Source organism: Bradyrhizobium sp. HKCCYLS3013 (assembly GCF_051167615.1).
Lineage (GTDB): Bacteria > Pseudomonadota > Alphaproteobacteria > Rhizobiales > Xanthobacteraceae > Bradyrhizobium.
This window is the reverse complement of record NZ_JBNPTK010000006.1, coordinates 380,224-400,075: the sequence shown is the minus strand read 5'-3', so window position 1 is coordinate 400,075 and position 19,852 is coordinate 380,224. Positions and strand designations below refer to the sequence as shown.

Here is a 19,852-nt window from a genome sequence, read left to right as displayed (position 1 = left end):
GCCGGCCCTGCGTCGGCCGCGCTTTGAGGGCGTCGGCGTTGCGTTAGTCCGTTTATATCCTGATTTTGCACCAGATTCTGGTCCCGCGATGGTGCTGCACCGGGGCCAAAAATGGTGTATCGGCGGCAGTTGCGATCTATGAAGGATGCGCAACCGAATCCCCCTCTGAATCCAAGGCTTGGCGTGTCCGCCGCTCAACGCAGACGCATATCGACGCTGGTGATGGGCCGCTTTGCGCGCAGCCTGATGTCCAACGTCAGCGGTGTATCGGTATCGGTGTCCGGGCTGTGGCCAGGACGCGCGGACCGGCTCATCATTGCGCCGCATGACCTGCGCACGTCGGACGCGACGCGGGCGGCCGAGATCTATGCCGGACGCTTCGTCTTCGCCGGCAAGATCGTGACCTGCCACGGCCGTTCGATCTTCGACCTGGAGCCGCCGTCCGAGGACTGGGAGGTGGCCCTGCTCGGCTTCGGCTGGCTGCGACATCTGCGCGCAGCCGATACCGCGCTGACCCGCGCCAACGCCCGCGCTTTGGTCGACGACTGGATCACCAACCAGATCGGCCGCCATCCGCTGAGCCGGCGCGCCGACGTGCTGGCGCGACGGGTGATTTCGCTGTTGTCGCAGGCGCCACTGGTGCTGGCCGATTCCGACGGCAAGTTCTACCGCCGCTACCTGCGCGGGCTGACCCGCGAGATCCGCTATCTGCGCTATTCGACCATCGACATTCCTGATGGCGCGCCGCGGCTGCAGGTGCTGATTGCGCTGTGCTACGCGGCGCTGTGCCTCGCCAACCAGGCCAAACACATCCGCAGCGCGACCCGGAAACTCTCGGACGAATTGCAGCGCCAGATCCTGCCCGATGGCGGCCACGTCTCGCGCAATCCGGGCGCGCTGATCGAGCTCTTGATCGACCTGCTGCCGCTGCGGCAGACGTTTGCGGCCCGCAACATCGCGCCGCCGCCGGCGCTGCTCAATGCCATCGACCGCATGATGCCGATGCTGCGCTTCTTCCGGCACGGCGACGGCAACATGGCGCTGTTCAACGGCATGGGCGGCACCCCGTCCGACCTGCTGGCGACACTGCTCGCCTATGACGACACCCACGGCACGCCGATGGCGAGCATGCCGCATTCCGGCTTCCAGCGGCTCGACGCCGGACCGATGACGGTCATCGTCGACACCGGTCCGCCGCCGCCACCGCATCTGAGCCATGAGGCCCATGCCGGCTGCCTCGCCTTCGAGATGTCCTCCGGACCGTGCCGCATCGTGATCAATTGCGGCATGCCGTCGACTGGCCGCGACAATTGGCGTGCCTTCGCGCGCAGCACGGTGGCGCATTCGACGCTGACCTATCACAACACCTCGTCCTGCACCTTCGTCGAGATGTCGGCGATGAAGCGCCTGCTGCACGGCGCGCCGATCGTGTCGGGTCCGACGCGGGTCGAGAACTTCCGCGAGATCGTGCCCGACGGCACCGTGCTGTCGACCTCGCACAATGGCTACGCGGCGAAATTCGGCCTGATCCATCGCCGCGTGCTGGTGGCGGCCGAGGATGGCTCGCGGCTCGACGGCGAGGACACCGTGACGCCGGCGCAGGGCGCGCGGCTTCGCGGCGGCGGCTCGGACTACGCGCTGCGCTTCCACCTGCACCCGGCCGTCAAGGCCAGCCGGCTCAGCGACGGCCGCGGCGCCATGCTGGTGCTGCCCAATCGCGAGGTCTGGACGTTCGAGACGTTCGACGACCGCGTCGATCTCGAGGACAGCGTGTTTCTCGCCGGCAATGACGGTCCGCGCCGCACCACCCAACTGGTGATCCGGCAGGACGCGCAGCAGGCCCCGTCGATCCGCTGGAGCTTCGTCCGCTCGTCGGCGTCGCCGACCGAGACCAACGGGCGCCGCAACGCGCGGAAAGAGCCGGAACTGCCGCTGTGATCGGTACGGCGCCAAGGAATGAGCCGACGAATCGTGCTGCGAGATGCACGCCATATCTGCACGGACAGTAGGCTCCCTCTCCCCGTTCTTACGGGGAGAGGGTCGGGTGAGGGGCAGACGCACGGGAAGTGCACGTGGCGAGACCTGTACCCCCTCACCCGGATTGCATCTGGCGATGCAATCCGACCTCTCCCCGCAAGCGGGGCGAGGTAAGGGCACCGCCTGCGACGCGCGTTCGAGCCAACATGAGCGCTCAATCGATCCCGAGCACACACACCTCCCCGTTGTCGCCATCGGCAAAAGCTGATATGAGGCCGGCTCTCGCGCGACTGGCGACTTTGGATGGAGCACCATCGGGGAGCGCGGGATCGACCGCCGTGCGCCTGGGCAAATTGAACTCCTTCAACAGGACTCTTTGCCATGACAAACCAGCTTCGTCGCGTTCGCCGTGCTCTGCTCTCCGTTTCCGACAAGACCCGCCTCGCCGATTTCGCGCTGGCGCTCGCCGCGCGCGGCGTCGAACTGATCTCCACCGGCGGCACCGCCAAGGCCATTGCCGAGGCCGGCCTGAAGGTGAAGGACGTCTCCGACCTCACCGGCTTTCCCGAGATGATGGACGGTCGCGTCAAGACGCTGCATCCCAAGGTGCATGGCGGCCTGCTCGCCATCCGCGGCAATGACGAGCACACCGAGGCGATGAAGGCGCACAACATCGCGCCGATCGATCTCCTCGTCGTCAATCTCTATCCGTTCGAGGCCACCGCCGAGCGCGGCGCGTCGTTCAGCGACTGCATCGAGAACATCGATATCGGCGGCCCGGCGATGATCCGCGCGGCCTCGAAGAACCACGAGGATGTCGCGGTCGTCGTCGACGTCAACGACTACGAGGCCGTGCTCGAGGACCTCGCCCGGCACGAGGGCTCGACCACCCTGCTGCTGCGCCGCCGTCTTGCCGCCAAGGCCTATGCGCGCACCGCCGCCTATGATGCTGCGATCTCCAACTGGTTCGCCGCCACCATCCAGAACGACGCGCCCGACTACCGCGCCTTCGGCGGCAAGCTGATCCAGTCGCTGCGCTATGGCGAGAACCCGCACCAGCATGCGGCGTTCTACGCGCTGCCCGGCCGCCGTCCCGGCGTCGCCACCGCGCGCCAACTGCAGGGTAAGGAGCTGTCCTACAACAACATCAACGACACCGATGCGGCCTATGAGTGCATCGCCGAGTTCGACCCGGCGCGCACCGCGGCCTGCGTCATCGTCAAGCACGCCAATCCCTGCGGCGTCGCCGAAGGCCCCGATCTCGTCACCGCCTATCAGAAGGCGCTGGCCTGCGACTCGACCTCGGCGTTCGGCGGCATCATCGCGATGAACCGCAAGCTCGACGCCGCCACCGCGCGCGCCATCACCGGCATCTTCACCGAGGTGATCATCGCGCCCGACGCCACCGACGAGGCGATCTCGATCATCGCAGCGCGCAAGAACCTGCGGCTGCTGCTCGCCGGCGCCCTGCCCGATCCGCGCGAAGCCGGCCTCACCGCCAAGACCGTGGCCGGCGGCCTGCTGGTGCAGAGCCGCGACAATGCCGTCGTCGATGACATGGAGCTGAAGGTGGTGACCAAGCGCGCCCCCACCGACGCCGAGCTGCGCGACCTGCGCTTCGCCTTCCGCGTCGCCAAGCATGTCAAGTCGAACACGATCGTCTACGCCAAGGATTCGGCGACCGTCGGCATCGGCGCCGGACAGATGAGCCGGGTGGATTCGGCGCGCATCGCCGCACGCAAGGCGCTGGATGCGGCCAGCGCGCTCAAGCTCGCCGAGCCGCTGACCAAGGGCTCGGTGGTCGCCTCCGACGCGTTCTTCCCGTTCGCCGACGGCATGCTCGCCTGCATCGAGGCCGGTGCCACCGCCGTGATCCAGCCGGGCGGATCGGTGCGCGACGACGAGGTCATCAAGGCCGCCGACGAGCACGGCATCGCCATGGTGCTCACCGGCGTCCGGCACTTCCGGCACTGAGCGCCTTCACCGTCGTTCCGGGGCGCGCGCAGCGCGACCCCGGAATCCGGAGCCGAGGCGCGAGATTCCGGGTTCGTTGCTGCGCGACGCCCCGGAATGCCCCCGGAGAGAGTTCAGGCAGCCCGCTCCGCAGGACGATCTGAACTCACGCGCGCCAGCAACAGCAATCCGGTCGCGAAGAACAGCACCAGCACCGCCATGCCGGCCTTCTGACTCGCAGTGACCGCGGTGATGGTGCCGATCAGCAATGGCCCGATGAACGACGTCACCTTGCCGGTGAGCGCGAACAGGCCGAAATACTGCGCGACGCGCTCCTTCGGCACCATGCGGATCAGCAGCGAGCGCGAGGCCGCCTGCAGCGGCGCGCCGCAGGCGCCGATGACGCAGCCGAGCAGGAGGTAGGCGCGCTCCGGCAGCGAGGCGAACAGCGGGCCGCCGGGCGCGGCCGGCACGACCGGAATGAACAGAACCGAATCACGGCTCACCATGAGAATCGCGATGATCGCGAGCAGCAGCAAGGTCATGCTGCCGGCGATCACGCGCTTCGGCCCGAGAAAGTCGTCCAGCTTGCCGCCGAGCCAACCGCCGAACGTGCCGGCGGCGGCGAGGATGATGCCGAAGGTGCCGATCTGGATCGTGTTCCAGCCGAACGTTCCGGCGGCATAAATGCCGCCGAACGCGAACAGCGACACCAGGCCATCGGTGTAGATCATGTTGGCAATCAGAAAGAGCGCGATGTCGCGCTGTTGCGGCAGGCTGCGCAGCGTCTGCTTCAGTTGACCGAGCCCCTCGCGCACGGCCGCGCCCAGCCGGTGCCGTGCCGGAAAGTCCGGTGTGAACAGGAACATCGGCAGCACGAACACGATGAACCAGAGCCCCGTGAGCGGACCGGAGATGCGGTCGCCTTCATGGCTCACGGGATCGAGCCCGAACAGCGGCTTGAATCCAAACAGCGTGCGGCCGCTGTCGGGATTGGCGGCGAGAAAGCCGAGCACGATGATGAGCGAGAGGATGCCGCCGACATAACCGGTGGCCCATCCGGTGCCGGATAGCCGGCCGATGCGTTCCGGCGGCACCAGGGTCGGCATCATCGCGTTGTTGAACACGGTGGCGAACTCGACGCCGATGGTGGCGATCACATAGGCCGCGAGCAGCGGCGGGATCAGCTCGGGCGCGCCGGGACGCCCGATCCACATCAGCGAGGCGCCGATCACGAGCAGCGCGCCGAACGCCGCGATCCACGGCTTGCGGCGCCCGGTGGCATCGGCGATGGCGCCGAACACCGGTGACAGCAGCGCGATGACGATGCCGGCCGCGGCGGTCGCAAAGCCCCACAGCGCCTGGCCGCTCGCCGCGTCCGGCGCGACATGCGCCGCGAAATAGGGCGCGAAGACGAAGGTCGTGATCAGCGTGAAATAGGGCTGCGCCGCCCAATCGAACAAGATCCAGCTGACGATGGCCGCGCGCCCGGGATAGATTCGACCGTCGGCAGTGCCAGAGGTCTCGATCGTGATGACGGCCATTCGAAAATCCTCTGCAATCCCAGCGTCGCGTCTCGCGACGATCCCAGCGTCGCATCTTGCGACGATCACGGCGTTGCGTTTTACGCCGGCAACGCGGCCCTATAACATCTGACGATCCCAGGCGGATGTCAGCAACGGCAGAATTGCGATGACCACGTTCACGATTGATCGACGACGACTCCTTGCGGGTTTCATGCTGTTGCTGGCCGGCTGCCTGCCCGCGCGGGCGCTGGATTCGCAAACCTTCGATATCCCGCAGCCACCCGGTATCACCGCGCCGGCGCAGCCGCCCGCCCATGGCATGGTGGTGGCACAGGAGAGGATCGCAGCCGAAGTCGGCCAGCGCATTCTCGCGCTCGGCGGCAACGCGGTCGATGCCGCCGTTGCCACCGGCTTTGCGATGGCCGTCACCTATCCGGTTGCCGGCAACATCGGCGGCGGCGGCTTCATGGTCATCCACATCGCCAAGTCCAACGAGGATATCGCGATCGACTATCGCGAGACCGGTCCCGCCGCGATCACGCGCGACATCTTCCTCGGCGCCGACGGCAAGCCCGACAACGCCAAGTCGCGCGATTCGGCGCTGTCGATCGGCGTCCCCGGATCGGTGGCGGGTCTCGCGCTGGCGCTGGAGAAATACGGCTCGGGCAAATTCACGCTGGCGCAGCTGCTGCAGCCGGCGATCGTGCTGGCACGCGACGGCATCCCCGTCGCCGACGACGTCGCCGTGACGCTGCCGATGATGGCGCCGCGGCTGGCGAAATGGAAATCATCGGCCGCGATCTTCATGCGGCCCGATGGCACCGTGCTGAAGGATGGAGACCGGCTGATCCAGCGCGATCTGGCGGCGACGCTCACCGCCATCGCCGAGCAGGGACCGCGCGGATTTTATGAAGGGCCGGTCGCCAACCAGCTCGCCAAGGCGATCCAGGATGCCGGCGGCATCATGACGGCGGACGATCTCAAATCCTACCAGCCGGTGCTGCGCACGCCGGTGCGCGGCACCTATCGCGGCTATGACATCGTGTCGATGCCGCTGCCGTCGTCGGGCGGCACCGTGCTGGTCGAGATGCTGAACATCCTCGAGGGCTTTCCGCTCGCTGAGCTGAAGCAGGGCTCGCCCGAGTCGCTGCATCTGCTGATCGAGGCGATGAAGCGCGCCTATGCCGACCGCGCGCGCTATCTCGGCGACCCCGCCTTCGTCGACGCGCCGGTGCGCGCGATGCTGTCGAAGGACTATGCCGCGCGCCAGCGCGCCGGCATCGATCCCGCGCACGCCACCAGCGCAGGCGACGTTCTCAACACCAAGCCGCTGCGCGAGGGCAACAACACCACGCATTTTTCGGTGGTCGACAATGACGGAAATGCCGTCAGCAACACCTACACGCTGAACTTCCCCTATGGCGTCGGCCTCGTCGCCGACGGCACCGGCGTGCTGCTCAACAACGAGCTCGACGATTTCACCGCCGCGCCCGGCGCCTCCAACGCCTTCGGACTGGTCGGCTTCGAGGCCAATCTGCCCGGCCCCGGCAAGCGGCCGCTGTCCTCGATGTCGCCGACCATCGTGCTGAAGGACGGCAAGCCCGTGCTGGTCACGGGCTCGCCGGGCGGCAGCCGCATTATCTCGACCGTGCTGCAGGTGATCGTCAACGTGCTGGACTATCGGATGGACGTCCGCCAAGCCGTCGCCGCGCCTCGCCTGCATCACCAATGGATGCCCGACGAGGTTCGGATCGAGAAGGGTTTTGCCGATGACGTGCTCGCCGGTCTGCGCGCCCGAGGCCACAAGCTCGAGGAGCCGATGGGACGGACCTCCGCCAACTCCATCCTCGTGACATCGGATGGATTTGTCGGCGCGCCGGATCCGCGCAGCAAGGGCGCCACCGCAGCCGGGCGCTGAGGCGCCCGGTTCCCGGCCGATAGGAAGTATCGTGGCCCGGATGACGATTTGCCGCCGCCCGGCGGGGCCCTGCACCAGCTTCCCTCCGTTGGCGTGGTGACCGAGGCGCGTTAGAAGCATACCAGGGCGCAGCGAGGCTCGCCCGCGAGACGGCGTCGGACGTTCTGGTGCATTTGCGAAGATTCGTGGTCGGTCTGCTGGTGTTTGCGGCCCTGCTGGTGGCGGGGTGGCTCACCTATCGGCCTGACCGGGCGCTGCGCGTCGCGACCACCGCGGTCGCCGAGATGATCTGCGCCAAGACCTACGTCTCCGGCCTCGATCCGCAGACGGTGTTTGCGGAGACCATGGAACGGCCCGGTCTGCGCCGGTTGCGGGCCGTGATGCGCTACCGGGTGGAGCCGGACATGCGCATGGTGGAGGTGTCGCTGCTCGGCCTGCACGCCACCCGGGCCTCGTATCACGACGGGCTCGGTTGCGTGACGCTTCAGGGCCAGAAGCCGCCTTACGTGCCCCACACCGACGTCGCTGCGCTGCGTGCCGCCGCGTCTGCGCCCGCCTTGCCCGACTTCGCCGAAGACGCTGCGGTGGAGCCCCACGATCCCGCGCTGAGAGCGGCGCTCGATCACGCCTTCGAGGAGCCGGCCACCCCGCCATTCCGCCGCACCAAGGCGATCGTCGTCGTCAAGGACGGTCGCCTGATCGCGGAGCGCTATGCGCCGAACATCGGCGTCGATACGCCGCTCGTCGGCTTCTCGATGACCAAGACGGTCACCAATGCGCTGCTGGGCATCCTCACCCGGCAGGGCAGACTGAGCCCGTCGATCCCGGCGCCGGTCGCGGAATGGCGCGAGCCGAGGGATCCGCGCCACGACATCACCATCGAGCAGTTGATGCGCATGACGTCAGGCCTGGCGCTGGACGAAACCAATTCCGGCTTCGATCCGTCGAGCCAGATGGACATCCACCGCGACATGGCGGCGTTCGCGGTGCATGCGCCGCTGATTGCGCCGCCGGGACAGCGCTGGGCCTATTCGAGCGCGAGCACCCAGATCCTGGCGCGCATCATCCGCGACGCCGCCGGCGGTCCCGAGCAGGCGATCGAATTCGCGTGGCGCGAGCTGTTCCATCCGCTCGGCATGCGCAGCGCGACGCTGCAGTTCGACGGCACCGGCACGCTGCAAGGTTACGGCAACATGCTGGCGAGCGCGCGGGACTGGGCGAAGCTGGGGCTGCTCTATCTCGGCGACGGCGTCGCCGGGGACAAGCGCATCCTGCCCGAGGGCTGGGTGGCGATGTCGGCGACCGCGACGCCGGACACCGACTATGGCGCGGGATTGTGGACCAACCGCAGCCAGCACGTTCACGCGCAGGGACGGGCGCGCGCCGGCATTCCGGCGGATGCATTCTTCGCCTTTGGCCTGCTCGGCCAGCGGCTCGTGATCATGCCGAGCCAGCGCATGGTGGTGGCCAGGCTCGGTGATTCCATCGACCCCGACGGCGACATCAAGGGCGTCGCGCGGCTGGTGCGCGAGGTGATCGCGGCGACGGAAGCCACCGCCGCGCAATCGAAATAGACGCCGGCTTCAGCGGCCGACCTCGTAGGGCCCGCCCTTCTCCAGCGCGATCTTGTAGGCCGGCCGTGCCTCGATGCGGGCGAGGAAATCCATCGCCCGCGGATGGCCCTGCTCCAGACCGCCGCGCGATGCCGCCGCCTGCAGCGGGAAGCTCATCTGGATGTCGGCGGCGGTGAAGGCCTCGCCGGCAAACCACTCGCTCTTCTGCAGCTCGCTTTCCCAGAACGCCATGTGCTGCTTGAGCTGCGGATTGACCAGCGTGGTCAGCGCCTGGTTCGACACCTTGCGCACGATCGGACGCAGCAGCGCCGGCGCGCGCTTCGGCATGATGTTGAACAGCAGCTTCAGCAGCAGCAGCGGCATCGCCGAGCCCTCTGCATAGTGCAGCCAGTACGAATAGCGCAGCCGCTCCGGCGTTTTCGGCGGCGGGATCAGGCGGCCATTGCCATAGGTCTCGATCAGATATTCGACGATCGCGCCGGACTCCGCGACCGTGTTGCCGTTGTCGGTGATCACGGGCGACTTGCCGAGCGGATGAATGGCGCGCAGCTCCTTGGGCGCGCGCATGTCGGGCTGGCGCTCGTAGCGGATGATCTCGTAGGGGACGCCAAGCTCCTCGAGCAGCCAGAGCACGCGTTGCGAGCGGGAATTGTTGAGGTGGTGAACGGTGAGCATGGGGTTCCCAGGGACGGATCGGGTGGCGGGCGCCGTTCCGTAGCAGGACGGCACGGGTTCGGCGAGGCGTCCTCGGCACTGGAGGAGAGCCACAATAATTATCCGGGTAATATTGACTTTAATTTCGCCCGGGTCTTATTAAACGCATCAAAGGGACCAAGCCATGGACACTTTCACCGCATTTGCCGGCCAGACCCGGATCGCCGCCGGGCCCCTGCCCAAGGTGGCGCTGGTGCTGAAACACGCCGCGCCGAACTCCGAGCCGATCGTGATCTTCAACGACCGCACCGGGCAACCGATCGACATCGATCTGCGCGGCAGCGACCGGGATATCCTGGCCCGCCTGCCGGTCGACGCCGGCGTGGTCGCAGACCAGCCGCCGAGCGGGCCGCGCGGCCGCGGCCGGCCAAAGCTCGGGGTCGTGGCCCGCGAGGTCACGTTGCTGCCGCAGCACTGGGAATGGCTCAATGCGCAGCCGGGCGGCGCCTCGGTCGCCCTGCGCAAGCTGGTCCACGAAGCCCGCCGCGCCAACGGCGACAGCGACCGCGCCCGCGAGGCGCGCGACGCGGCCTATCATTTCATGTCGGGGATCGGCAGCAACCTGCCGCAGTTCGAGGAGGCGTCCCGGGCGCTGTTCGCTGGCGATCTCGGCCGCTTCGCCGCGCTGATTGCGGACTGGCCGGCCGACATCCGCGACCATGCAGTGGCGCTCGCACATCGCCACAGGGCCGAGTGAGATCGGCTGATTTCGACAGTCAACGAGAGCGGCCGCTCGCGACGGCTCTCGCTTCCATTCCTCGCAACACGGCCGTGCCTCGAACGAAGGGCGGTCGACGGAGAACCATGCCGTGTCGCCGCCAACCGCCTCGCTGCGCAAGCCGTTCCTGATGTTCGTCGTTCCGATGATGCTGAGCAATATCCTGCAATCGCTGTTCGGCACCATCAACAATGTCTATCTCGGCCAGATGATCGGCGTCGATGCGCTCGCCGCGGTCTCGGTGTTCTTCCCGGCGATGTTCTTCTTCGTCTCCTTCGTCATGGGCCTCGGCTCGGGCGCCGGCGTCCTGATCGGACAGGCCTGGGGCGCCGGCGAGCCGGCCAAGGTGAAGCAGATCGCCGGCACGACCCTGAGCATCGCGCTGCTGCTCGGCGGCCTGATCGCGGTGCTGGGCGGCGTGTTCAGCCGCGAATTGCTGACCGCGCTCGCCACGCCCGCCAACATCCTCGATGCCGCCGCGGGCTATGCCCGCATCATGATGATCACGATGCCGCTGACCTTCGCCTACATCCTGCTGTCCTCGCAGATGCGCGGCGTCGGCGACACCGTGACGCCGCTGGCCTCGCTCGCCGCATCGACCACGCTCGGCCTGGTGCTGACGCCGGTGTTCATCCGCGGATGGCTCGGCGCGCCCGTGCTCGGCGTCGCCAGCGCGGCCTGGGCCTCGGCGATCTCGACCCTGACGACGCTGGCCTGGCTCCATGTCCATCTGCGCCGGCGCAAGCACCCGCTGGCGATCGACGCGGCTTTCCTGCGCGGCATGCTGCCGGATGCGAAGCTGCTGCGGGCGGTGCTGCGGCTCGGCATTCCCGCCGCGATCGGCATGATCGTGATGTCGCTGGCGGAGATGGTGTTGATCGGACTCGTCAACGGCTTCGGCTCGGACGCGACGGCGGCCTATGGCGCGGTCAACCAGGTGCTCGGCTATGTGCAGTTTCCGGCGCTGTCCATCGCGATCTCGGTCTCGATCTTCGGCGCTCAGGCGATCGGCCGCGGCCAGGCCAAGCAGATCGGCGACATCGTGCGGACCGGCATCGAGATGAATGTCGTGCTGACCGGCGGCCTCGTCGCGATCGGCTATCTGTTCTCACGGGTGCTGATGGGCTTCTTCATCACCGACCCAGCCGTCATCGAGGTGGCGCAGCATTCGCTGCACATCGTGCTGTGGAGCTCGGTGCTGTTCGGCATATCCATCACGTTCTCGTCGGCGATGCGCGCGTCCGGAACGGTGTGGATGCCGCTGGCGATCTCGGCGTTTGCGATCGCCGCGATCGAGGTGCCGGCTGCCACCTGGCTCAGCCGCAGCATCGGACTCGACGGCGTCTGGCTCGCCTATCCCATTACATTCGCCGCGATGATGCTGCTGCAGATGAGCTATTATCTCGTGGTCTGGCGCAAGCGGACGGTGCACAGGATGATCTGATGCACTCCCGATGCCTCCCGGCCGCTGGAATATGATGACCGTCATAAAACCCTGGACGGAGCTGCTGCGCTGGACCACAATGTGAAAAACCGAGGAGACCGCCCATGAGCCGTCCAGCGCCAGAATTCATGTTCGACTTCGGCAGTCCCAACGCCTATCTGAGCCACGAGGCGATCCCGGCGATCGTGCAGCGGATCGGCGTCCAGTTCTACTATGTCCCGGTGCTGCTCGGCGGCATCTTCAAGGCGACCAACAACAAGTCGCCCGCCGAGTCGCTCGCCGGCGTCAGGAACAAGCGTGAGTTCCACGAGGTCGAGACGCAGCGTTTCCTCAAGCGCTACCACGTGCAGCCCTGGGTCTGGAATCCATACTTCCCGGTGAATACGCTGAACCTGATGCGCGCGGCCATCGCCGCCCAGCTCGAAGGCGTGTTCGAGGCCTATGTCGACGCGGCGTTCCACCACATGTGGCGCGAGCCGAAGAAGATGGACGATCCCGAGATCGCGATTGCTGCGATCACATCCTCCGGGCTTGACGGAGCCAAGCTGTTCGCGCGCGCCCAGGAGCCCGAGGTCAAGGCGAAGCTCGTGGAGAACACGCGAGCCGCCGTCGAGCGCGGCGCATTCGGTTCGCCCACCTTCTTCGTCGGCAACGAGATGTTCTTCGGCAAGGAGCAGTTGCGCGACGTCGAGGAATATATCCTGGGCAAGTGATCGCCATCATCGCGAGCGAAGCGAAGCGATCTAGGACTGGATCGCTTCGCTCCTCGCAATGAGGCCTCGGGAGAACGGAGAGCAAGCATGCAACAGCGCAACGCCACCGTCGCGGTCGTCGGGGCCGGCGACTACATCGGCGCCGAGATCGTCAAGAAGTTCGCGTCCGAAGGCTTCACGGTGTTCGCCGGCCGCCGCAATGGCGACAAGCTCGCGCCGCTGGTCGCGGAGGTCGAGGCCGCCGGCGGGCGGATCGTGGCGCGCTCGCTCGATGCCCGCAAGGAGGACGAGACCACCGCCTTCCTCAATGACGCCGACAGGCATGCGCCGCTCGAGGTCGTGATCTTCAACGTCGGCGCCAACGTGAACTTCCCGATCCTCGAGACGACGGACCGGGTGTTCCGCAAGGTCTGGGAGATGGCGTGCTGGGCCGGCTTCGTCAGCGGGCGCGAGGCCGCCCGGCTGATGCTGCCCCGCGGCGGCGGCAAGATCTTCTTCACCGGCGCGACGGCGTCGCTGCGCGGCGGCTCCGGCTTCGCGGCCTTCGCTTCGGCCAAGTTCGGACTGCGCGCCGTGGCGCAGGCGATGGCGCGCGAACTGATGCCGCAGAACATCCATGTCGCCCATCTCATCATCGATTCCGGCGTCGATACCGCCTGGGTCCGCGAGCGCCGCGCCCAGCTCTGGGGTCAGGAGGCGCTGGACAATCCGGACCTGCTGATGCCGCCGGCGTCGGTCGCCGGTGCCTATTGGCAGCTCTACCAGCAGCCGAAGAGCGCCTGGACCTTCGAAATGGAGATCCGGCCGTTCGGCGAGAAATGGTAGAGGCGAATGGCGAATAGGGAGTAGCGAATAGGGAATGGAGCCTATTCCCATTCGCTGCTCGCCATTCGTCACTCGCTTCTGCATGATGCGGCCCGCTCACAGAGGGATCCACCCATGCGTATTCTCGTCGTCGGCGCCGGTGCCATCGGCGGCTATTTCGGCGGCCGGCTGCTGCAGTCCGGTGCCGATGTCACCTTCCTGGTCCGCCCGCGCCGCGCGGCTGAGCTCGCCAGTGCCGGCCTCGTGATCCGCAGTCCGACCGGTGACGTCACCTTGCCCAATCCGAAGACGGTGCAGGCGGACGGTTTGAAGCAGCACTTCGACGTCGTACTGCTGAGCTGCAAGGCGTTTGATCTCGACGACGCGATCGACTCGTTTGCACCCGCGGTGGGACCTGACACCGCGATCATTCCGATGCTGAACGGCATGAGGCACCTCGACGTGCTCGACGCCAGGTTCGGTCGCGCGCGCGTGCTCGGCGGGCTCTGCGCCATCGCCGCGACCTTGAACGAGAGCCGCGAGGTGGTGCAGCTGCAGCCGATGCAGTCGCTGAGCTTCGGCGAACGCGACGGCGGATCGTCGGAGCGCGTCCGCGCGATCTTCGAGATTTTCCAGCGCGGCAATTTCAATGCGTCGGCCAGCGAGAACATCATGCAGGACATGTGGGAGAAGTGGGTTTTCCTGTCCTCGCTCGCGGCGTCGACCACCTTGATGCGCGGGCCGGTCGGCGTGATCCTGACCGCGCCGGGCGGCAAGGATTTCCTGCTCGGCATGCTCGATGAATGCAGCGCCACCGCTGCGGCTGCAGGCTACCCTCCGGCCGGCGCCTTCTTCCAGCGCGTTTCCGGCATGCTCACGGCGGAGGGTTCCCCCATGACCGCCTCGATGTTCCGCGATCTGCGCGCCGGCCTGCCGGTCGAGGCCGATCACGTCATCGGCGATCTCGTCGCCCGCGCCGATGCCGCCAAGGTCCCGGTGCCGCGGCTGCGGATTTCATATACTCAGCTGAAGGTGTACGAGGCGCAGCGGGGCAAGTAGTCCCTGACGTTGCGTGGCCTCAAGGGCGGACGCGTAAGTCAGCTCCGGCGCCACCACACACTCCGCCGTCGTCCCGGCCTTGAGCCGGGACCCATACGCCGCGGCCGTGGTGAGGCAGGCGACTGCCAGCGAACTTCCTCGATAGACTCCGCGGTATGGGTCCCGGATCGGCACCCACCGACGCTTCGCGTCGGCGGGCTTGTCCGGGACGACGGCTGTGGGTGGCGCGAGGCCTCCAGTCGATCACCCGTCACTGCACATGCGCGAGATAATGCGCGAGCGCCGTGATCTCCTCCGCGCTCAGCGGATAGGCCACATCCGTCATGGCGGCCTGGCTGCCGCCGACGCGCTGTCCGCTCTTGTAGTCGTGCAGCGCCTTGACGAGATATTCCTGGCGCTGGCCGACGAGCCGCGCCACGCCCTTGGTGCCGGCATAGCTGTCGAGATGGCATGAGGCACAGCGGCGACCGGCGGCGGCTTCGGCGCCCTTCTTCGACAGCTCCGGATTATCGTCGGGCGGTGACTTCGCCGGCTGCAGCGAAGCGAAATAGGCGCCGAGGTTGCGGATGTCCTCGTTGTTCAGCTGATCGATGATCGGCTTCATCGCCTCGTTCTTGCGGGTGCCGGCCCGGAAGAACACCAGCTGCCACTGGATGAACTGGTCCTGCTGGCCGGCCAGCGAAGGAATGTTCTCGGTCTGCGAGATGCCGTTCTCGCCATGGCAGCCGACGCAGAGCTCGGCCTTTGCCTTGCCGGCTTCGACATCAGCCGCCTGCGCGGAGGGGCTCATCAACACCAGCGCCAGCACGCATGCCGCAGCGGCAACTCCATGACGCATGTCAAATCCTCCGAATGCCCGGCTTCGCCTGCGCGGCCGGGATCGCCACGCTCAGATCAACGCGCAGCCCCGAAAATAGTTGGGGCTGCGGCCGCCATAAGGCAGCGCGCAGCCCCGCTTTCACGACGAGATCACTTCTTCTCGTAGCTGATGCGATAGATCGCGCCGGCCCAGTCGTCCGCCACCAGGATCGAACCGTCCTTGGCGAGGATGATGTCGTCGGGACGGCCGAGGTAGCCCTGGTCGCCCTCGATGAAGCCGGAAGCGAACACCTCTTGCTTGGCGTCCTTGCCGTCGGGACCGACGATGACGCGCATGATCCGGGCGCCCTGGTACTTGTGCCGGTTCCAGGAGCCGTGCTCGGCGATCAGGATGTTGTTCTTGTACTCCGCCGGGAACTGGTCGCCGGTATAGAACTTCATGCCCAGGGGCGCGACGTGAGCCCCGAGGTTCAGCACCGGAGGCGTGAACTCCGAGCATTTGTGGCCCATCGCGAACTTCGGATCCGGCAGGTCGCCCTGGTGGCAATAGGGATAGCCGAAATGCTCGCCGAGCTTCGAGATCATGTTGAGTTTGTCGCTCGGCAGATCGTCGCTGACCCAGTCGCGCGCATTCTCCGTGAACCAGTATTTGCCGGTGCGCGGATCGACGTCGCCGCCGACGCTGTTGCGCACGCCGAGCGCATAGATCTCGGCATTGCCGGTGCGCGGATCGACGCGGCGGATCTGCGACACCGATGTCGGCGGAATGCCGATGTTGAAGGGCGGTCCGAAGGGAATATAGAACCAGCCGTCCTTGTCGACCGCGATGTATTTCCAGCCATGCGCCGCATAGGACGGCATGTCGTCATAGACGACCTTGCCCTGGCCGAGATTGTCGAGATTGGCCTCGGCATTCTCATATTTGATCAGCTTGTCGACGGCGATGACGTACAGATTGCCGTCCTGGAAGGCGAGGCCGGTCGGCATGTTCAGGCCCTTGAGGACCGTCTTGACCTCGCGCTTGCCGCCCTTGTCGCTGATCGCATAGACGTTGCCGAGCCCGAACGAGCCGACGAACAGCGTGCCCTTGTCGCCCCAGGCCATCTGCCGCGCGGCAAGCACGCCCGAGGCCCAGACTTCCATCTTGAAGCCGTCGGGCAGCTTCACCTGCTTGACGATCTTGGCGAGCTCGGCATCGGAGGCGCCGGTCGGCGGGCCCGATGGCGGCGCCAACCCCTTCTGCGCCTCGGTCTCGTCGCCGAGGAACCAGTCGTCCGGCGGATGCGTCCAGAATTCCTTGGTGCCCGATTCGTACTTCTTGAGCGGCTTACCCGCGTCGGATTTCTGCTGCGCGCCGGCAATGCTGGTGCCGGCGAGAAGACCGATTGTTGCAAGCGCAAGAATGCTTCGGTGGAAAGCCGATGTCATCGCTTCACTCCCATGAGGCAGCTCGTCTGGCTGCGTCTACTTTTCGGAACGTATCTGAGGACGTCCTTTGGCCGGCCACGTCGAGTGGTCCTGCGCGAAAATGGTAGCACATCCTGAGCGGGTGAGAAGCGGATTGCGGCGAAGTTTGCGTGGCACTCACGAGCCGCCTCTGCACTCAAAGCATGCCAAATGCGCGCTTGATGTGCGCGCTCTTGCAACCCGTCGATCGCTTTTGCGCTGACGGCAAGAACGGCCATGCGCTGTATTCATACGCACTGATCGCAGGCGCGACTGGCGGGCGCATCGCCAGTCGCTACTCTGCGGCAGCACGAGCGGGCGCGGGCCGTGCGAGAACCTCCAAGACTCGTGCCGAACAAAACTCGTGCCAAACAGGATGCCCGATGTCGCGACAGTCCGAACTTCAGACGCCGAAGGCCGGTGCAGGTGTTCTCGAGCTGCTGCGCCGGTTCGCCGCCGACCCGGCCGCGGCGGCGGGCTATGGTGAAGAATGTCTGACGAGGACACGGGCGATCGAGCCGCAGTTGAAGGCGTTCGAATATCTGCCGCGCGACGTCACGGCGAAGGCCGGACCGCTGCGCGGAATTCCCGTCGCCATCAAGGACATCATCGCCACCTCGGACATGCCGACCACCAACGGCTCGCAGATCTATCGCGATCACGTGCCGGAGGCGGACGCCTGGGTGGTCGAGCGGCTGCGCAATCTCGGCGCGACGATCTTCGGCAAGACGGTCTCGACCGAATTCGCCTGGCGTCATCCAGGCCCGACCGTCAACCCATGGAACCCCGAGCACACGCCGGGCGGCTCATCGTCCGGATCAGCCGCGGCGGTTGCGGCAGGCCTGGTGCCGCTGGCGCTGGGCACGCAGACGCTCGGCTCGGTGATCCGGCCGGCGGCGTTCAACGGCGTCGTCGGCTTCAAGCCGAGCTTCGGCGCGATTCCCCGCGTCGGCGTGCATCCGCTCAGCCCGTCGCTCGACCATGTCGGCTTTTTCGCCCGCCGCGTCGACGACGTCGCCTTCGCCCTCTCGCTGCTGGCCGGCAGCAGCGCCGACGATCGCCACGGCCGGCCGCTGCCGGGCTTCACGGTGGATGTTGCGCAGGGCGTCGCGCCGCTCTCCAGGCCGCGGCTCGCGGTGGTACGCTTCGCCAAATGGGAGCGCGCGGAGGCGGACCAGAAGGCGGTGTTCGAGTCGGTCGTCGACACGTTGCGCAGCGCCGGCGCAGCGATCACCGAGATCGAACTGAGAGAGCTCGATACGGTGAACGGGAAGGCGGTCACCACCATCATGCTCAGCGAGGCGACCACGATCTTCTCCGATCTGATCGCGCGCTATCCGGATCGCGTCAGCGCGGTCATGAAGGACCATGTCGAGAGCGGCCGCAGCAAGACCGCCATGGAATATCTCGCCGCCAAGGCGGCCCAGGCCCACCGGCAGAGGGCGCTCGCAACCGAGCTCGACGGGTTCGATGCGGTGCTCACCTTGCCGGCCTTCGGCGAAGCGCCGCGCGGCCTGGATTGGACCGGCGATGCCGAATATTGCGCGCCCTGGACCTTCGTCGGAGCGCCTGCAATCTCCCTGCCGGCGGGGTTCGGCCATGACGGCCTTCCACTCGGCGTGCAGATCACCGGCCCCTATCGCAACGACCTCCACGTGCTCCGCGTCGCGAAATGGGCCGAAGCTGTGCTGGCGTTCGATCCCGGCGTACCGCTGCTGGCGCGCGAATAGCCCTCAAAAAGTGCGAGCGAGGATGCCGCCGCGCCACAAGGTTCACCTGCGACAAGCCCAGTGGCGGGTTTGCGGCCGGCGCTGTAGAACGATCACATGACAGTCACAGACATCGCGAGCAGAACCTATAATCACGGTTGGCGCCTCGATCCGATCGTGCGCAGCCTGCTCGATACCGATTTTTACAAGCTGTTGATGCTGCAGATGATTCGGGAATTCTACCCGAATCAGCAGGTGACGTTCTCGGTCATCAACCGGACGAAGCGTGTACGCCTGGCAGACGTCATCGACGAAGGCGAGTTGCGCGCCCAGCTCGATCACGCCCGCACCATCCGCTTCTCCAAGAAGGAGCTGATCTGGCTGGCCGGCAACACGTTCTACGGCAAGACCCACATGTTCTCGCCGGAGTTCATCGCCTGGCTCGCCAATTTCCGCCTGCCCGAATACGAGCTGCGCAAGTCCGAGGGCCAGTACGAGCTGCATTTCCATGGGCCATGGACGCACACCACGATGTGGGAGATCCCGGCGCTCGCCATCGTCAACGAGCTGCGCTCGCGCCAGGCGATGAAGGGCCAGGGCCGGTTCGCGCTCGACGTACTGTTCGCTCGCGCCAAGGCCAAGCTGTGGGCCAAGGTGGAGCGGCTGCGCAAGCTGGACGGCCTGCGGCTGTCGGATTTCGGCACCCGCCGCCGTCACGGCTTCCTGTGGCAGCGCTGGTGCGTCGAGGCCGTGAAGGAAGGTCTCGGCTCGTCGTTCACCGGCACTTCCAACGTGCTGCTGGCGATGGACAATGATCTCGAAGCCATCGGCACCAACGCGCATGAGCTGCCGATGGTCGCGGCGGCGCTTGCCAAGGACGATGACGAGCTTCGCTTCGCGCCCTATCGCATTCTCGACCAGTGGCGGCAGACCTATGCCGGCAACCTCCTGATCGCGCTGCCCGACGCATTCGGCACCAAGGCCTTCCTGCGCGACGCACCCGATTGGGTCGCCGACTGGACCGGCTTCCGGCCCGACAGCGCGCCGCCGATCCAGGCCGGCGAGGAGATCATCGCCTGGTGGAAATCGAAGGGACGCGATCCCAAGCAGAAGCTCCTGGTGTTCTCCGACGCGATGGACGTCGAATCCATCGAGCAGATCCATCATCGCTTCTCCGACCAGGTGCGGCTGTCGTTCGGCTGGGGCACCAACCTGACCAACGATTTCGTCGGCTGCTCGCCGGACGGCTCGGTCGACCTCGATCCGATCTCGCTGGTCTGCAAGGTGACGTCGGCGGACGGCCATCCCGCCGTGAAGCTGTCCGACAACCCGGAGAAGGCGACCGGCGACCCCACCGAGATCGCGCGTTACCTGCGGGTGTTCGGCGACGCCGGGCGGGTGCGCACGCCGGTGGTCGTCTAGGCGGCCAACACCCGGCGGCAATTTTCTCTTTTCTGCCACGATTCTTGTTCCGGTTT

Annotated in this window: 15 protein-coding genes and 1 riboswitch; of the genes, 11 read left to right on the top strand and 4 right to left on the bottom strand. The window is 66.6% G+C overall.

Annotated elements, in window-relative coordinates:
• The first annotated feature begins 222 nt into the window (after positions 1–222).
• Both ACQR1F_RS14590 and purH read left to right on the top strand, forming a co-directional pair.
• Positions 223–1,938, top strand: coding sequence for a heparinase II/III family protein (locus ACQR1F_RS14590; RefSeq protein WP_316180261.1), 1,716 nt, complete (start codon positions 223–225; stop codon positions 1,936–1,938).
• Positions 1,939–2,253: 315 nt separating this feature from the next.
• A riboswitch (ZMP/ZTP riboswitch) is annotated at positions 2,254–2,334 on the top strand.
• A 24-nt stretch (positions 2,335–2,358) separates the two neighbouring features.
• The gene (purH, locus tag ACQR1F_RS14585; protein WP_315800759.1) at positions 2,359–3,951 is read left to right on the top strand and encodes a bifunctional phosphoribosylaminoimidazolecarboxamide formyltransferase/IMP cyclohydrolase; all 1,593 of its coding nucleotides are present in this window, start codon (positions 2,359–2,361) and stop codon (positions 3,949–3,951) included.
• 113 nt (positions 3,952–4,064) lie between these two features.
• Here the strand turns inward: purH and ACQR1F_RS14580 are convergent, their stop codons facing one another.
• On the bottom strand, positions 4,065–5,474 hold the full coding sequence (locus tag ACQR1F_RS14580) for an MFS transporter (protein ID WP_434913341.1): 1,410 nt from the start codon (positions 5,472–5,474) through the stop codon (positions 4,065–4,067).
• Between the two features lie 193 nt (positions 5,475–5,667).
• Here ACQR1F_RS14580 and ggt point away from each other — a divergent pair, with 193 nt between their 5' ends.
• Positions 5,668–7,374 (top strand): gamma-glutamyltransferase, encoded by a 1,707-nt coding sequence (ggt, locus tag ACQR1F_RS14575; protein ID WP_434913340.1) that lies wholly within the window; start codon positions 5,668–5,670, stop codon positions 7,372–7,374.
• Between the two features lie 167 nt (positions 7,375–7,541).
• Positions 7,542–8,948, top strand: coding sequence for a serine hydrolase domain-containing protein (locus ACQR1F_RS14570; RefSeq protein ID WP_434913339.1), 1,407 nt, complete (start codon positions 7,542–7,544; stop codon positions 8,946–8,948).
• 9 nt (positions 8,949–8,957) lie between these two features.
• Here ACQR1F_RS14570 and ACQR1F_RS14565 read toward each other — a convergent pair whose 3' ends face one another.
• Entirely contained in the window at positions 8,958–9,623 is a 666-nt protein-coding gene (locus ACQR1F_RS14565) for a glutathione S-transferase family protein (protein ID WP_316180255.1), read from the bottom strand.
• Positions 9,624–9,786: 163 nt separating this feature from the next.
• On the opposite strand from ACQR1F_RS14565, the gene ACQR1F_RS14560 reads away from it, so the two are divergent.
• The 5 genes from ACQR1F_RS14560 (at position 9,787) to panE (ending at position 14,400) form a co-directional block, all read left to right on the top strand.
• Positions 9,787–10,359, top strand: coding sequence for a DUF2239 family protein (locus ACQR1F_RS14560; protein WP_434913338.1), 573 nt, complete (start codon positions 9,787–9,789; stop codon positions 10,357–10,359).
• Positions 10,360–10,510: 151 nt separating this feature from the next.
• Complete coding sequence (locus tag ACQR1F_RS14555; RefSeq protein WP_434881691.1) at positions 10,511–11,824, top strand: MATE family efflux transporter; 1,314 nt, start codon at positions 10,511–10,513, stop codon at positions 11,822–11,824.
• A 104-nt stretch (positions 11,825–11,928) separates the two neighbouring features.
• Positions 11,929–12,537 (top strand): 2-hydroxychromene-2-carboxylate isomerase, encoded by a 609-nt coding sequence (locus ACQR1F_RS14550; protein WP_434913337.1) that lies wholly within the window; start codon positions 11,929–11,931, stop codon positions 12,535–12,537.
• Positions 12,538–12,624: 87 nt separating this feature from the next.
• Entirely contained in the window at positions 12,625–13,362 is a 738-nt protein-coding gene (locus ACQR1F_RS14545; RefSeq protein WP_434913336.1) for an SDR family oxidoreductase, read from the top strand.
• Between the two features lie 114 nt (positions 13,363–13,476).
• Complete coding sequence (panE, locus tag ACQR1F_RS14540; protein ID WP_315800767.1) at positions 13,477–14,400, top strand: 2-dehydropantoate 2-reductase; 924 nt, start codon at positions 13,477–13,479, stop codon at positions 14,398–14,400.
• A 250-nt stretch (positions 14,401–14,650) separates the two neighbouring features.
• On the opposite strand, the gene ACQR1F_RS14535 is transcribed toward panE, so the two are convergent.
• Together ACQR1F_RS14535 and ACQR1F_RS14530 are read right to left on the bottom strand one after the other, a co-directional pair.
• Positions 14,651–15,238: a c-type cytochrome gene (locus tag ACQR1F_RS14535; RefSeq protein WP_434913335.1), complete on the bottom strand. Its 588-nt coding sequence runs from the start codon at positions 15,236–15,238 to the stop codon at positions 14,651–14,653.
• Positions 15,239–15,369: 131 nt separating this feature from the next.
• Positions 15,370–16,647: a PQQ-dependent sugar dehydrogenase gene (locus ACQR1F_RS14530; protein ID WP_315800769.1), complete on the bottom strand. Its 1,278-nt coding sequence runs from the start codon at positions 16,645–16,647 to the stop codon at positions 15,370–15,372.
• 401 nt (positions 16,648–17,048) lie between these two features.
• Here ACQR1F_RS14530 and ACQR1F_RS14525 point away from each other — a divergent pair, with 401 nt between their 5' ends.
• Together ACQR1F_RS14525 and pncB are read left to right on the top strand one after the other, a co-directional pair.
• Complete coding sequence (locus ACQR1F_RS14525) at positions 17,049–18,395, top strand: amidase (protein ID WP_316180245.1); 1,347 nt, start codon at positions 17,049–17,051, stop codon at positions 18,393–18,395.
• Positions 18,396–18,491: 96 nt separating this feature from the next.
• Positions 18,492–19,796: a nicotinate phosphoribosyltransferase gene (pncB, locus tag ACQR1F_RS14520; RefSeq protein WP_316238558.1), complete on the top strand. Its 1,305-nt coding sequence runs from the start codon at positions 18,492–18,494 to the stop codon at positions 19,794–19,796.
• The last annotated feature ends 56 nt before the right edge of the window (positions 19,797–19,852 follow it).